A 15951-nucleotide genomic window follows, 5' to 3' on the forward strand; every position below is an offset into this window, starting at 1 on the left:
TCCTTACCTCATTGTTGTTTTTCTTTTACGCTAGAGAGAAACGATTTATTGCGCAGACCCGTTCGGCGAATGTAAGCTTCTACTGTAACGTCTACATCTAATTTTGGAAAATAAACGTCATCCCATTCTGATTTGAATTTTTCCCACTGATTGGGGCGCGTGCGTTCCAGTGCTTCTCCAAACCCAAAGATGTCAACTTTGTCTGTCTGAGCTTGTTTAATAGCTGTTTGTAATTCTTTTTTTATTTCTTTACCTGCAGCTTTTTCCATTTTTTTGATTACGGCAGGTTGACGTGTATCAACAGGGACCTCCACTTCTCCAAGATCGCCTTCTACGCGAGTGTGAACGAACACGTAAGGTTTTCCTTTTTTCATTTTTACAGATACATCCGTTTTTTGACGAACTGTTTGATAGGCAAGCGCTTCTTTTTTTCCTTTCCAATCTATATTAATATCCGTTCCTTGTATTTTATCAAGAATCCAAACGCTGCCTCTGGCTGGACTATTGTACAACCAGTCGATTAACTTTCCATTTTTAAAAACAGCAATGCCAGAAGCACGAAGGGTAGCTTCTGGTGCGCTTTGCTGGAGGTTATCTAATTTTTCTGCTTGTTGAGGATTTCCAACTAAACGAAAACCCGAGACTAGTGCTTCTCCTCCGGGAGATTCGAGAGACCTCATCACTTCTTGAAAGGAAACCTTTAGATTTTCTCCCCATTTTCTTTGAGTGAACTCCAGCGTTTTCATAATTTTGTTTGCTGGAATTTTATCGACAGGCGTTAGTGCTTTTACCAAATCAGCAGCACTTGACTGGTTTGCGATGACTAGGGAAGTCGTAATTCGAAACTCAGGATCGCGATCAATAGAATCAATAAGAATGTTAATTCCTTCTTCACGCGCTAGTTTTTCTCCGATCACTACTAAGTTGGTATGGGCATAATAAAGTCTTCGGGAAATTCTAGCTGAAGCGCGTCTGCTTGCTTCAACTAAATTATCGCCAGAAGCAGAATAGATCGTAACAGGCGGACTTTGAGTACCGCCGCCCCCTTGTAAGCCAGCTACGTTTCCCGGGTTAATAATTTGAAAGGTAAGCTCATACCGTCCGTTTTTCGTTTTATCAATGCCCATTGCCGATACAAATGCAAGGTCTGTTAATTCTTTTTTACTCCAGCAGCTCGTAAGCAATACCATCATTATGGTCATTACCAGTAAAAATAAACTTTTACGTTTCATTTTGATCACCTTTTTCAAGTTCCTGGTTAATCATACCTCTTGAAGAAGGAGGCTCAGGCTTTTGATGTTTGCTTTGACGAACTTTGTTATCACTAATTAATTTAGGTCTTCTTCTCATCGTCCACCAAGGTAACCGCAGCAATGTATCTTCATTGCTTGCAGGAATAAAGGGTGCTAATGGGGTCATGTAAGGAACACCAAATGAACGTAAGCTGCATAGGTGTCCAACCCCCATTAAAAGAATAAGGATAATGCCATAGAAGCCGAATGTAGCCGCTCCCAGTATGAATAAAAAACGAATTAAACGCGCTGAAATAGCCATATCGAAAGACGGTGTGGCAAAGCTAGCAATGGCTGTAATCGATACGATAATAACCATAGCTGGTGAGACGATCCCCGCTTGAACTGCTGCTTGCCCAATAACAAGGGCTCCGACGATCGATACAGCAGAGCCGATAGCTTTTGGTAAACGAATCCCTGCTTCACGCAAAATTTCAAAGGTGACTTCCATAAAAAAAGCTTCCACGAACGCGGGAAATGGAACCGATTCTCGCTGTGCTGCAAGAGCTACAATAAGCGTTGTAGGTACCATCTCTTGATGAAATGTCGTAACCGCTACATATGTAGCAGGCGCGATAAGTGAAATCATAAACATAAACACCCGCAAAAGACGAATGGACGTCGCAATATCAAAGCGTGCGTAGTAATCTTCAGCCGATTGGAAAAATTGAATGAACAACGCTGGAGCAATAAGGACAAAAGGAGTTCCATCCACAAAAATAGCAATTCTTCCTTCCAAAAGGTTACCTGCCACCACATCGGGTCTTTCTGTATTATAAATAGTTGGAAAAGGAGTGACCGTTTGATCTTCAATCAGCTGCTCAACATAACCTGATTCCAAAATACTATCAATATCAATGTTTTTTAATCGCTTTCGAATTTCTTTCACAACTTTATCGTTTGCGATGCCATGAATATACATAAGAGTGACATCCGTTTTAGTTACTCGACCAATCTTCATCGACTCTAGCCATAAGTCGGGTGTTTTAATAATTCGGCGCACCATGGCTAAGTTTGTGCCAATAGACTCAGTAAAGGCACCTTTTGGTCCCCGCACTACCATTTGGGTAGTAGATTCTGAAATGGCACGCTTTTCACCGCCTTGTGTACTCACGCTGAGTACGCGGTTTATGCCGTCCACAATAAGAAGGCTATCACCTGACATCAAAGAAGAAAGTAAATCATTCCAGTTGTCTGCAAACGATACGTTGCCGATTGTTACGATGTCTTCGGAAATTAACTCTAATGCATTTTTATCGTTTAGTTCGTTTTTTTCATTATCTTTCATAAGAGACTGCAGTAAGTAATCTTGAATAGCCTGATTATCTACAATCCCTTCTATGTAGACGATAGCAGCGGCTAAGCTGTTATTGCTGCCTATTTTAAAATGACGAATCACAATATCTGAGCTGTTTCCAGTTTTCTCTTTAATTAAGGTAAGGTTCTCCGACAGCAGATTCTTAAGAGAAGAAGCTGTTTGTTCGCTGTTTGTTTGATCTGCCTGAGGTTCAAGCTTATTTTTAGATTTTTGATTTTTAAAAAACGAAGGCATAAATGAAAGCACCCTTACTATAGTTTTTATTAATTTGACCAAAAACCGTATAATTATGTAATTTTTAACAAAATATCTTTTGCATGACGGTAAATGAAAATGACGACCCTATGAGGTAAGTAACCATTAGGTAAGGAGTGAAAGGAATGAAAATTATTGGAGTTAGCCTGCTGCTATTTGGATCTGTGATTGCTCTTTCTGTAGGAATTGATCTTTTTCAAGGAGCGAACGTACTGCAGGCACTATACAATGCTTTAAGCCCGTTTCGTGTAATGGAAGTGGCCGAATTATTTGTCCTTTTTTCTCTTTTGTTTTTCTTTTTTGCAGAGTCACTTTACCTTGTTTTAAAGAAGCGTCAACAAAAACAATAGTAACTTGGTGCAAAGAGGTTTTTATCTCTTCGCTATCGAAACAAGCGTATAGAAAGATAGCTTTGAGATAGGGGAGAACCACATGAACATTGAGACTAGCAGACTACTAATACGCAAATTTAAATATGAAGATTGGCAAGATGTCTACACATATACATCTGATGCTAATGTCATGAAGTACATACCAGAAGGTGTTTTTAGTAAGGATGATGCGAAGAAATTTGTAAATGAAAATATGAAAGAAAACGTTAAAAATTTTCCAGTTGTATTAAAAAACGAAAAAATCCTAATTGGTCATATCGTCTTTTTTACCTATTTTGGGGACCATACTTATGAAATTGGCTGGGTATTTAATTCCCTCTATCATCAGAAAGGATATGCGTCAGAAGCGGCAAAAGCAATAGTGGACTATGGCTTTAACACCATGAAACTGCATCGGGTTATTGCTACTTGTCAACCTGAGAATACGTCTTCTTATCGTGTTATGGAGAAGATCGGGATGAGAAGAGAAGGGTATTTCAAAAAATGTATTCCAACTGAAAAAGGATGGTGGGATGAATATTATTACGCGATTTTAAAGGAAGAGTGGAAATGAGCTTTACTCTTACGGAATTACATTTTCCGAGTTGTAAAGACGAAAACAAGCCCAATTTTTCAAAAAATGAGCAGGACAGCAAACCAAAACGTCTAGGCAGACATACAATAACCTATCCATGAGAAACACCCCATGTTTGAACCTTCTTTGTTTTAGCAACAGAAAATTACGTTGAAAGGGAGTGCTTGTATGTCTAATGCTGGATGTGGATTTGGTTCTGGTTTCGCTTTATTAGTTGTATTATTTATTCTATTAGTAATTATCGGATGTAGTTGTTATAGCGGTGGTTACGGTGGCTACTACGGCTGCTAATTAGATCACTGAATAGCCTAAAGAAATTTCTTTAGGCTTTTTTGTGTTTAAAACGTCCGTTAGCTTTTAAGAGAATTACTTACCCATTAGCGGCTCTGATGAACGGTTGAACAATTAAAAAACCCTATTACGATCGATATCTGCTATACTTTTAATAAAGATAATAACGCTTACATTTATGTAGAAGCAAACAAAAAAGAGAGGGCATAAGGTGAACTTTCCTATTTCGAAAAGTATTACAACTAAATATCTTCTTTTATTTACGGTTATTTTAATTGTACCGGGCATCATTATTTATTACATCATTACGGGCTATGCAAGCAAAATTATTAAAGAAGATGTAAAGGTTCAAAACATTGCAAGTAAAGATATTATAGCTAAAAGGCTGAATTCAGAAATTGAGCATGTGGCTTCGCAGCTGCAGCTTATTGCAGGAGAGGGGCTAGAGTCAGATCTTAACATAAATAGAATGTATAACCGAGCTAAACAAGCAAATTCACAAAGTTCAGTTATTCATTCCATTTACTATATCAATGAACAAAAACGCGTAAAGTTTGAAACGCCTTTTGCTTCAAGTCAAAACAATTTAATTTATCATCACCCTAATTTTACCCAGGTGTATTGGACACATACGTACGCTTTATCGGATCTTATTCAAAATTATCGTCATCAAAAAGTAGTAACCATTTCTGTACCCGTTCTTACTAAGGATAAAGAATTTAAAGGAATTATTGTTGCAGAACTAAGCCGGGATTATTTATCAGAGGTGTTAAAAAGCGTCAGCCTGTCACGAGGACACTTCGGTTTTTTAGCAGATCGCAAAGGAAATGTCATCGCATCTACAAGCGATAAGCAGCTTAACAAGAAGTTTTCAGTAGACAAAATACCAAACGTTTCTGGCTATACTCAAATAAATCATAATGGACAAGAGAGTTTAGCAGCTTATCAAACGAACCAAGAAGGCTGGAACTTGGTTTATGGTGTACCGACTAACGTAGCCTTTTCTCCTTTACATAAATTATCTCTTTTACTGCGCGTTAGTTTTATTAGTATATTGCTGCTTGCTTTATTTTTTATATGGTTAGGCATCAAAAATATTTTACAGCCAATCGTAAAGCTTACAAGCTATGCAAAAACGTACCGGAATTCTCAAACGTTCGTGCCATTAAATAAAGAAGCGCCGGCAAGGGATGATGAGCTGAGTATATTGACACGTACAATTATTGAAATGGGAAATAGCAATTATGAAAAACAAAAAATGCTTGAGCAAAGTGAGAGATACCTTCACGATGTATTAGAAGGAATTCCTTATGGAATTATTACAATTGACCCAAGGAGTAAAATTACATACGTGAATCAGCAGTTTGAAAGAATGGTTGCTTTTCAGCGTCAGGACATGATTGGTGTTAACTTAGAAGATTTACCAATAAAATCGGAAAGCGTAGATTTTATTTTGCTTCACACATTGGCATCGGGAAAAGACATGGAAGAGGTAGAAAGCTATATTCTCGATTCAGACGGCAGAAAAAGAATTGTTAAAGTTACGACCTCTACTTTTTATACCGATACAAGTGAAGTGATGGGGATTATCGCGGTCATGCAAGATATTACCGAAATAAAGCAGTTACAGCTAAGACTGCAGCAAAGTGATAAGCTAGCGTCTATTGGACAAATTACGGCAGGAATTGCCCACGAAATAAAGAATCCTCTAGCCATTTTATCAGGATCAGCTGAACTTTTGCTAGATGAAGCGGAAGAAAGCGCCTGCTCAGAAGAAGTAAAAGAGCTTGCTGCGGATGTATTCATCGTTGTAAACCGTCTCAAAGAGATTACAAATAATTTTCTTAATTTTGCAAACATGAGTCAAAAGGAAAAGAAGGAAGTGTCACTTGTACAAGTGTTAGAAGAAGTGTTTCATTTACTGCGTTTAAAGTGTAATGAAGCAAACATTAGCATTGTAAAAGACTTTGAGGAAAAATGTTTGATTGCAGGGGTCTATGATCAATTGATTCAAGTGTTTTTAAATATTGTCTTAAACGCAATGGAAGCAATGGATGAGGGCGGGTATATTATCGCTTCCATTCAAACAATGAATATGAACGAAGAATATGTGGTTGTTCGTATAGAAGATACGGGTTCAGGCATTAACAAGCAGGACTTAGAGTGGCTGTTTAATCCCTTTTACTCCACGAAAGAAACAGGTTCAGGACTAGGATTAACGATTGCAAGAGATATTGTAAAAGAACATGGAGGAGAATTATTTATTGAAAGTATAGAAGGCAAAGGGACAACCATTACATGTCGTTTTCCCAAACAGAAAAATACAAAAGGAGGCAAAAAACATGGAGAATAAGTGCAGTGTGTTAATGATTGATGATGAGCAGAACCTTTGTAAGCTGGTAGCCAAAAAGCTTCAGAAATCTGGTTTTCATACGCACGCGGCATATACTGGAGGAAAAGGAATCGAAATGGCTAAAACGCTGGATATCGATGTGGTGATACTAGATTATATGCTTCCGGATATGACGGGGATCGATGTATTAAAGAAGTTAAAAGAGGTAACGCAATCAAAAGTAATCATGCTTACTGCATACGGAAATGTTGAGAGCGCTGTGCAATCTATGAAAATAGGGGCTGCTGATTATTTGAATAAGCCCATTGAACTTGAAGAACTAAAAAATATTATTGCTTCGCTATGTACGGACAAGCAACCGGATGCCGTGATGGAAAAAGGTAAAGACAAAGACTTTATTTCAAAAAGCCCAGAAATGAACAAGTTAGTTGAAATGGTGGAGTACGTAAAAGATACAGACGCTAGCATTTTAATTCTAGGTGAAAGCGGAGTAGGTAAAACCGCGATGGCTAAATGGATACATGAGCAGAGTCATAGAAAAAAGAATCCTTTTGTCGCTATCAACTGCGCAGCCATACCAGAAGCCCTTCTTGAAAGTGAACTGTTTGGCTATAGAAAAGGAGCGTTTACAGGGGCTGCTTCTTCTCAAAAAGGTAAGTTTTCTGCTGCGGACGGCGGTACAATCTTTTTAGATGAAATTGGAGAAATTTCGTTAAGCATGCAGGCAAAGCTATTGCATGTGATCGAGGAAAAAAAAGTAATGCAGCTCGGAAGCAACGAGTATGAATCCTTGGACGTCCGAATTATTTCAGCTACAAATAAACCACTTCAACAACTAGTAGAACAAAAGAAGTTTCGGGAAGATTTATACTATCGATTAAATTTAATGGAGGTCACCATTCCTCCTCTAAGGCATCGAAAAGAAGACATTGAGCCGCTCATTCATCACCACATTATAAAGTTAAATACAAAATACAATAAGACGCTTGCTGTTTCAAACGCGGCACTTCAACAGCTAATTTCTTATGATTGGCCGGGAAATATTCGTGAGCTGTTAAATGCGATTGAAAGAGTTCATATTTTAAAACGGTATGGCACAATTGAGCTCTCTGATTTAACATATCTTTTTAATAAGCAAGAGTCTCATTCATATAGGAATCAGCAGGTGAAAGCAAAACAAACAAATTTATCACATGCATTAGGTGAAGTAGAGGAAGAAATGATTAAAAACGCTCTTGAAGAAATGAAAGGCAATCAAACGAAAGCAGCTCAAAAACTAGGAATTGCTCGCCATACGTTAATTTATAAAATGAAAAAAATGGGTCTTAAATTTTAGAAAAAGGATATGAAAGAAATGACCTATCGTAAAATATTCAGCTTACTAGTACTGTGTTTTACAGTACTGGGAGCATGTCAGCAGCAAAGTACTACCCCTCTTAGGGAAGAAAAGAAGTCTCTCGATTCTGTTAGTATTACAGTTGGGTCGAAATCTATGACAGAGCAATATCTACTAATGAAAATGACCGCGCTTCTATTAAAAGAACAAGGAGCTACTGTACACGAAAGGCGCTTTTTAGACAGCGATTCTATTCGAAAAGCAAGCTTGGCGGGCTATATTGATATGTACTGGGAATATACGAGTACGGCAAGGATTGTGCATCAAAACCAAGAGCCGGTTTATAATGAAAAAAAGTTGTATCAGCTGGTGAAAGAAACGGATGCGAAAAACCACTTAACGTGGCTGAACACTAGCCATTTTAACAGCAGCTGGGGGGTTTTAGTTAACCGTTCTTTTGCAAAGGAGCATCATTTAAACTCTGTTTCTGACTTGATTTCCTACATAAAAAAGCAAAATAAAGAAGTAAAAATAGCTACAAACAATGAATTTCTAAAAAGAAAAGACGGCTTGATGCAATTAGCTAATAACTATGAATTAAAGTCCGTTTCAACTGAAATCATTGGAATTGATTCAGAAATTATTCCTTTGGCGGTGAAAGAAGGCAGAGTAGACGTAGGGATTGGAATGATATCTGATAGTCGAATTCAAGCATACGACCTTGTGTTACTAAAGGAAGATCAATCTCTTTTTCCGCCTTATTATGCGGCTCCCGTAGTAAAACAATCATTAGCAAGCCGTTATCCGTCTGTTGTTTCCACTTTAAATGAACTATCAAGTAAACTAACGAATAAAAAGATGGTAGAGCTGAATTACCAAGTTGATATTTTACACAAAGACGTATCAGATGTTGCCTATAAATTTTTACTGGAAAATCACTTGATTACTCGTTGATAGATATAATAAAAAAAGAGGCGGAACAAAAGTAGTTGAGCTCAAGTAAAAACCGAACCATTCATCAACCTGTTTGATGAGTGGTTCGTTTTTTTTGTGATGGTGCATATCGTTTTATTTGTTTCGTTGCTTCTAGCAGTTGATTGGAGGGCAAGGCGAAGACTCCTGCGGGAAAAGCGGAACAGGTGGTGAGACCCCGCAGGAGCGAAAGCGACGAGGAGGCTCAGCGGCCGCCCGCGGAAAGCGAAGTCTTGCACGGAAATCAATTGCGGTGTCATAAGCAGTCCAGCTCATGTATCTCATTTGTTCGTCTTTCAATTGGATTTATTTCGTTATGTCTCAACCTCTTTTTTATTGTAGAGTGTAGAAAATTTCTACAGTTAATTGTGTGAATTTTCTACAATTTATTTTTTGTTTTCTATTAAGTAGTGATTACGTCAGCTATTTAAACTTGGCACGCATCTTGCAATAGATATAAGTGAAAGTAAAAATGCTGAAATGTAAGGAGATTAGTATTCAATGAAAATTACGGGAATAGAGATCAAACATTATTTACTGCCTTTAAATCCGCCTTTTAAAGCAGCTTGGGACCCCGAGCCCCGCAAAAAGTTTGCTTCTACCGTTGTCTATGTACATACGGATGAAGGAATAACGGGAGTGGGATCAGGAGATTTAATGATGGGGCTTGAGGGACATGAACATTTGTTTATCGGTCAAGATCCTTTTGCCATTGAACGACATGCACAAGTGATACAAAATATAGATTTTCACTATGGAAGATGCTGGCCGCTTGATTTAGCTCTATGGGATTTGATGGGAAAAGCAACAAAACAGCCCGTCTATAAACTGCTTGGAGCCCGATCTAACAAGCTTCTCGCTTATGCTTCAACGGGAGAAATCGTGACTCCTGAAGAACGTGCGGAACGTGCGGTTCGATTTGTAGAGCAAGGGTTCAAAGCAATGAAAATTCGTTTTCATCACAAAGATGTAAAAGACGATATTCAAGTAGTGGAAGCGGTCAGAAAAGCAGTTGGTGACAAGCTAGAAATTATGGTTGACGCAAATCAAGGATGGAAAATGCCTTGGGACGTTGAACGGACGTGGGATTTAAAAATGGCCTATCAAGTAGCGAAAGAACTTGAAGAGCTGAAAGTTTTTTGGCTTGAAGAACCACTGCCTTCTCATCAGTTTGAACTGATGGCAAAACTTCGGGACTCAGTAGGTATTCGAATCGCAGGGGGAGAGATGAACCGTCATATGCATGACTTTAGAGAGTTGAACAAAGTAAATGCATTAGACGTTTATCAGCCGGATGTAGCATTGTCAGGAGGAATTACGCAAACGAAAAAAGTTGCGGATCTTGTTCAAGGAAGCGGCGCTTGGTTCAGCCCGCATACATGGACAAACGGCATTGGTTTACTGGCAAATTTACATCTAGCAGCGGCGGTCAGCCACTGTCCGTATTTAGAATTTCCTTATGATCCTCCCGCATGGTCTAACGAACGAAGAGATTATATTCAGCAAAAACCGCTTATGATCGACAAAGATGGTTACTTAGTAGCTCCAGAACAGCCGGGTTTAGGTATCGATTTGGATGAAGAAGCTTTAAAGCAGTACGAAATTAATCATTTCTACGTGGGTGAAAAAAATACAGTTTCTATTTAACTGATATAAAGGGTGAACACAAAGTGAAGAAATATAGTGCTTATATAAACGGAGAATTTGTTCAAAGCAGCAATCAAATGAATGTTACGTACCCAGGAACGGGTGAAGTCGTAGCCCAAGTCTCTTCCTGCAGTATAGAAGAAACAGAGCACGCTGTTTATTGCGCTAATCAAGCTTTTAAAGAGTGGAAGCTTCGTCCTTCATATGACCGGGCTGAACAAATTAAAAAATTTTTAACAAACATGAAAACAGAAGAACATATTGAACACATTGGAACAGCTATTACACAGGAAATGGGAAAACCTTTAAATGCAGCGAAATCAGAGGTGTTTTACGGAGCGGAGCTTGGCGAATACCAAACTCAGTGGGCAAGACGCATTGAAGGTCACGTAGTAGACAGCGATAACGTAAAAGAAAAGATTATTTCTTATAAAGAGCCTCTTGGCGTAGTCGCGGTGATTGTACCTTGGAATTTTCCAATTTATGTTTTGATGAGAAAAATCGTGCCGGCGCTTGTCGCAGGTAATACGGTTGTGGTCAAGCCAAGCGTAAAATCTTCTTTATCTGCTTTAGCATTAGCGGAGTGCATTCATCAATCCGGCTTTCCAAAAGGTGTTATTAATATCGTAACAGGTATGGATGACATTGTAGGAGAAACGTTAACTTCATCTCCTGATGTGAACATGGTGACATTTACCGGAAGTACCAAAGTAGGCAAAGGCATTATGGAAAAATGCTCTCGTCACATGATTCGTACATCGCTTGAATTAGGCGGAAAAGCTCCTGCTATTGTAATGGAAGATGCCGATATTGATTTAGCGGTTGAAGCAATTAAGGGAGGCAGGTTAGCTAACTCCGGTCAAGTCTGCAATAACACTGAGCGTGTATACGTTCATAAAAGTGTAAAAGAAGCGTTTACTACTAAACTATTGAAAGCGTTTCAAAATGTAGAAGTGAAAGATGGTTTGGCTAATCCAGATGCAGAAATGAGCTGTCTGATTAACAAATCTGAAGCAAACCGCGTTCATCAAATGGTACTTGAGGCCGCAGAAGAAGGAGCCGCTATATTATGCGGAGGCTATTTGCTAGAGGAATTAGGTGACAGCTTTTATCCGCCAACGCTATTAGATCAGTGCACGCAACAAATGGATATCGTGCAAAAAGAAGTGTTTGGACCCGTTCTTCCAATTATCTCGTTTGAATCTCTTAAAGAAGCAATTAATCTAGCGAACGATTCTGAATACGGCTTAACTGCTAATGTATATACATCCAGCTATCGCTACGTAATGGAGCTGACTACGCAGCTAGAATGCGGTGAAGTATACGTGAACCGCCAGCAGGGCGAGGCGTATCAAGGCTATCACTCCGGCTGGAAGCAATCGGGAATCGGCGGAGACGATGGCAAGCATGGATTTGAAGAGTTTTTACAGGTAAAAACAGTTTATATGAAATTTTAATTTTAAAAAGCAGGTGAACACAGGTGGGGAAAACGCATGTGGAAGAAGATAGTTTTGGAAAAGTTGAGCTCCCAGCAGAGGTTTTGTATGGCATTCACACGGCCCGGACAATTGAGAATTTATCATTTTCTAATAAAAGATTGCATGAATATCCGGACTACGTGCATGCACTGTTAACCGTAAAAAAAGCCGCTGCCTTAACAAATGTAGAAGCTAGCGTAATTCCAAAAGACATTGGAGAATCCATATCAAATGCATGTGACCAATTGCAAAGCACTGCTTATCAACATCATTTTTTGATTGATGTGCTGCACGGCGGAGGCGGTATTGGGACGAATATGAATGTGAACGAAGTAATAGCAGGCTGGATAAACCAGCAGTGGCCACATCATCTTCCCGTTCATCCGATTGAACATGTAAATGCATCTCAATCAACTTCTGATGTGTGTCATACCGCTATTCGAATTGCGATTATTAAAAGCTATCATTTTTTAGAAAAAGAAATGGAGCATCTCCATTCTATTCTTCAAAAAAAGGTTGAAGAGTTCCAGCCTGTGATGACAATCGCAAGGACTTGCTTGCAAGATGCCATGAGTATTTCGCTTAGTGACATATTCAGCGGATATGAAGCGGTTCTTTCACGGCGTACGCGCTATTTAAAAAGAGCTGTAGAAGAACTGCACGCTGTTAATCTTGGAGGTACGGTTATTGGCTCTGGGACGGGAGCATCAGAAATATACCGAAGCAAGGTCGTTCAGCAGCTGTCTCGTCTATCTGGTATGGGGCTTTACCACCGCGCTAATTTATTTGATGCAGCACAAAATATTGATGATTTAGCTAATGTTTCGAACGAATTAAAACAGCTGGCTACATCTTTTATAAAATTTGCTAAAGATTTAAGACTGCTGTCTTCCGGACCAGAAGCTGGCTTTGGAGAAATTCAATTGCCGTCTGTTCAAGCAGGTTCCTCATTTTTTCCGGGCAAAGTCAACCCGGTTGTACCAGAAACGTTGATTCAATGCTGTTTTCAAGTGTTAGGGTGTGACAGAACCGTTCAAGCTGCCCTTGAACATGGAGAATTGAATTTAAATGTATTTGAAGGAGCTGCTGGAATTAATATTTTAGACAGCATTCAGTTTTTAACAAGAGCTGTAAGGAATTTTGCGACTTTTTGTGTGCAAGATTTATCAGCTAATTCAGAGCGCTGTCAGCAGCTTTCTCAATCGTTTATTCCATTGATTGTAGAAATGAAAGAAAAGCATGGCTACAGCCGCGTTGCAGATCGTTTGAAAAAGACAGGATATGAAGGACTCAAAAAATGGAGGGAACGTGAATATGACAAAACTAAATGAAAAAACCTTATTTAAAGGAATGGAACAGCCTGCATTGGTATGGGCAAAAGAGTGGCTGAAAGAGCCTAAAAAGTTATATATCAACGGCAAGTGGCAAGAGGGTTCAAGCGGCGAATTAATAGATTCTATTAACCCTGCAAACGGAGAAATTAATGGTCAAATTCAAAGTGCAGCAAAACAAGATATCGATGAAGCAGTAGCCTCAGCTAGACACGCGTTTGACCACGGTCCTTGGCCAAGCGTTACAAGAAAAGAACGCGCGCGAATTTTAAGAGAAATAAGCAGCTTAATTAAAAAACATCAGGCAGAGCTCGCAACATTAGAGTCTCTTGATAACGGCAAGCTCTATACAGAATCATACCATGATGATGTGCAAGAAGCGTCCGATTTATTTGAGTATTACGCTGGCTGGACGGATAAATATTACGGTGAAAATAATCCGGTGGAAGGAGATTTTGTGAGTTATACAACCCGCGATCCGATCGGTGTATGCGGTCAAATTGTACCATTTAACTTTCCAATCGATATGGCCGCATGGAAACTAGCGCCGGCTCTAGCAATGGGGAACACCGTTATTTTAAAGCCGTCTAGCACAACATCTTTTTCTGCGATTCGCTTGGTAGAAATCATCGATGAAGCAAACATCTTACCGCCAGGTGTTTTAAATTTAATTCTAGGAAAAGGATCGATTGGTTCTCATATCAGCCGTCATATGGGAGTTGATAAAGTATCTTTTACTGGAAGCACAGGAGTAGGCAAACAATTGGTTCACGATTCTGCTGACTCTAATTTAAAGCCTGTCACGCTTGAGCTTGGAGGGAAATCACCTAATATTATCTTTAGCGATGCACCTGATTTGGATGCAGCGATTGAACGTTCTTTTTACGGCTTGTTTACACATAAAGGAGAAAAATGCTCAGCCCCTACTCGCTTGTTAGTACAGCGTGACATTTATAAGCAAGTAGTTGATAAGCTAGCAGATTATGCAAATAGCTACAAGTGCGGCAGCCCTTTTGATCCTGATTCAAATCAAGGAGCTCAAGTCTCTGAATCTCATATGCAGTCAATCTTGCACTATATCGAGAGTGGCATACGTGAAGGAGCTACGCTAGCAGCGGGCGGCGAGCGTGATATGAGCGGAGATAATAAGCACGGGTATTTTATCCGTCCTACTATTTTTGCAGATGTTGATAATAAGATGACTATTGCACAAGAAGAAATTTTTGGCCCTGTCCTGTGTGTGATTCCGTTTGATACAGAAGATGAAGCGGTGCAAATTGCGAATGATACGATTTATGGTTTAGCAGCTGGACTCTGGACAAAAGATGTATCAAGAGCCAATCGTGTAGCAAAAAAGCTAGAAGCAGGCATGGTTTTTATCAATAAATACGGCTGCTATGATTTTGCTAGCCCATTTGGAGGATGGAAACAAAGCGGATGGGGGAAAGAATATGCGATTCATTCTCTTCAATCTTACACAAAAGTAAAAGCGATATGGATGGCTTATTAAATTAAAAAGCTGGAGGAAAGCATGATGAAGATGAAAGCAGCGGTCATGACGGGCGTTAATGCGCCTCTTGAAATTTTAGCGGTGGATTTAGCAGCACCAAAAGCCAATGAAGTACTCGTGAAAATAGAAGCAACGGGCGTGTGCCACAGTGATTTAAATGCTTTGGAAGATCCTTCTACACCAACGCCTACTATTTTAGGACACGAAGGTGCAGGTATTGTAACCGCAGTCGGTTTGAATGTGAAAACGGTAAAAGTAGGAGATAAAGTAGCGCTTAGCTGGGTTCCTTACTGCGGCACGTGTGAGTTTTGTGTGACGGGGGCCGTACATCTGTGTGATTCAGCTTTTGGTCCGATGTTTAACGGAACGCTGTTAGACGGTACTTCTCGATTAAGCAAAGATGGAGAGCTGGTTTTTCACAACTCGCTGCTTTCCACTTTTGCTGAATATGCGGTGGTGCCGGAAATGTCTTGTATTAAACTTCCTGATGAGATGCCGATGGCGCAAGCCTCTTTAATTGGATGCGGTGTAGCGACGGGGTACGGAGCAGCTGTAAACGCAGCCAAAGTTACGCCGGGTTCGACCGTAGCCGTCTTTGGCATCGGAGGAGTAGGCATTAACGCCATTCAAGGGGCTCGGATTGCAGGAGCGAGCAAAATTATTGCATGCGATGTAAAACCAGCTAATTTGGAACTTGCTAAAACATTCGGAGCTACTCATACGATAAATGTAGCTTCAGAAGAAGCAAGCGAAGCTTTAAAAGCTTTAACAGGAGGCCACGGCGTCCATTTCGCGATTGACTGCTCCGGTCATACAAAAGCTACTGAATCTGCTTGGAATGGAACGAGAAAAGGAGGTACGGTAGTTGTAGTAGGAGCCTTTAACCCATCCATGTCTATCAGTTTACCAGGCGGAGGGTTTCATCGTGTCGGCAAAATATTGAAAGGAAGCTTTTACGGAGACACGCAGCCGTTTCGTGATTTCCCTAAAATTGCTCAGCTTTATTTAGACGGAAAATTTATGTTAGACGAACTGATTCTTGGGCGCATGCAGCTTGACGATATTAACGAAGCTTTTCAGTCATTTCATGATTGTAATTGTGTAAACGTAGGCCGGTCAGTGATTGAATTTCCATCGATTGTATCCCAAGCCTCGCTAGAAAACGGAGATGAATTTGACATTGTTTCATAATGTAAATGAGC

General features: G+C 39.7%; 14 protein-coding genes. 12 read left to right on the forward strand and 2 right to left on the reverse strand.

The window, feature by feature from the left end:
• Positions 1–8: 8 nt before the first annotated feature.
• Both MKX72_RS11255 and MKX72_RS11260 read right to left on the reverse strand, forming a co-directional pair.
• The gene (locus tag MKX72_RS11255) at positions 9–1232 is read right to left on the reverse strand and encodes a Ger(x)C family spore germination protein (RefSeq protein ID WP_155008135.1); all 1224 of its coding nucleotides are present in this window, start codon (positions 1230–1232) and stop codon (positions 9–11) included.
• Entirely contained in the window at positions 1222–2844 is a 1623-nt protein-coding gene (locus MKX72_RS11260; RefSeq protein WP_033578911.1) for a spore germination protein, read from the reverse strand. Before MKX72_RS11260 ends, MKX72_RS11255 begins: the two co-directional genes overlap by 11 nt.
• Before the next feature lie 146 nt (positions 2845–2990).
• On the opposite strand from MKX72_RS11260, the gene MKX72_RS11265 reads away from it, so the two are divergent.
• The 12 genes from MKX72_RS11265 to MKX72_RS11320 all read left to right on the forward strand — a co-directional run bounded on the left by MKX72_RS11265 (position 2991) and on the right by MKX72_RS11320 (position 15940).
• On the forward strand, positions 2991–3215 hold the full coding sequence (locus MKX72_RS11265; protein ID WP_033578912.1) for a hypothetical protein: 225 nt from the start codon (positions 2991–2993) through the stop codon (positions 3213–3215).
• Between the two features lie 82 nt (positions 3216–3297).
• Complete coding sequence (locus MKX72_RS11270) at positions 3298–3810, forward strand: GNAT family N-acetyltransferase (protein ID WP_154972902.1); 513 nt, start codon at positions 3298–3300, stop codon at positions 3808–3810.
• Positions 3811–3999: 189 nt separating this feature from the next.
• On the forward strand, positions 4000–4122 hold the full coding sequence (locus MKX72_RS11275; protein ID WP_013083059.1) for a YjcZ family sporulation protein: 123 nt from the start codon (positions 4000–4002) through the stop codon (positions 4120–4122).
• A 211-nt stretch (positions 4123–4333) separates the two neighbouring features.
• The gene (locus MKX72_RS11280; protein ID WP_155008134.1) at positions 4334–6475 is read left to right on the forward strand and encodes a sensor histidine kinase; all 2142 of its coding nucleotides are present in this window, start codon (positions 4334–4336) and stop codon (positions 6473–6475) included.
• Positions 6465–7811 (forward strand): sigma-54-dependent transcriptional regulator, encoded by a 1347-nt coding sequence (locus MKX72_RS11285; RefSeq protein WP_034265887.1) that lies wholly within the window; start codon positions 6465–6467, stop codon positions 7809–7811. Before MKX72_RS11280 ends, MKX72_RS11285 begins: the two co-directional genes overlap by 11 nt.
• Before the next feature lie 18 nt (positions 7812–7829).
• Positions 7830–8765 (forward strand): ABC transporter substrate-binding protein, encoded by a 936-nt coding sequence (locus MKX72_RS11290; RefSeq protein ID WP_157876214.1) that lies wholly within the window; start codon positions 7830–7832, stop codon positions 8763–8765.
• 139 nt (positions 8766–8904) lie between these two features.
• Positions 8905–9045, forward strand: a complete 141-nt coding sequence (locus tag MKX72_RS11295) for a hypothetical protein (RefSeq protein ID WP_186808520.1) — start codon at positions 8905–8907, stop codon at positions 9043–9045.
• Positions 9046–9284: 239 nt separating this feature from the next.
• Positions 9285–10430: a mandelate racemase/muconate lactonizing enzyme family protein gene (locus MKX72_RS11300; protein WP_033578916.1), complete on the forward strand. Its 1146-nt coding sequence runs from the start codon at positions 9285–9287 to the stop codon at positions 10428–10430.
• Between the two features lie 23 nt (positions 10431–10453).
• On the forward strand, positions 10454–11887 hold the full coding sequence (aldA, locus tag MKX72_RS11305; RefSeq protein ID WP_235918751.1) for an aldehyde dehydrogenase: 1434 nt from the start codon (positions 10454–10456) through the stop codon (positions 11885–11887).
• A 23-nt stretch (positions 11888–11910) separates the two neighbouring features.
• Entirely contained in the window at positions 11911–13239 is a 1329-nt protein-coding gene (locus tag MKX72_RS11310) for a lyase family protein (protein WP_155008132.1), read from the forward strand.
• On the forward strand, positions 13223–14749 hold the full coding sequence (locus MKX72_RS11315; RefSeq protein WP_155008131.1) for an aldehyde dehydrogenase family protein: 1527 nt from the start codon (positions 13223–13225) through the stop codon (positions 14747–14749). Before MKX72_RS11310 ends, MKX72_RS11315 begins: the two co-directional genes overlap by 17 nt.
• Before the next feature lie 21 nt (positions 14750–14770).
• The gene (locus MKX72_RS11320) at positions 14771–15940 is read left to right on the forward strand and encodes a Zn-dependent alcohol dehydrogenase (RefSeq protein WP_235918750.1); all 1170 of its coding nucleotides are present in this window, start codon (positions 14771–14773) and stop codon (positions 15938–15940) included.
• Positions 15941–15951 lie beyond the last annotated feature (11 nt).

The organism is Priestia sp. FSL R5-0597, from assembly GCF_038006305.1.
Lineage (GTDB): Bacteria > Bacillota > Bacilli > Bacillales > Bacillaceae_H > Priestia > Priestia zanthoxyli.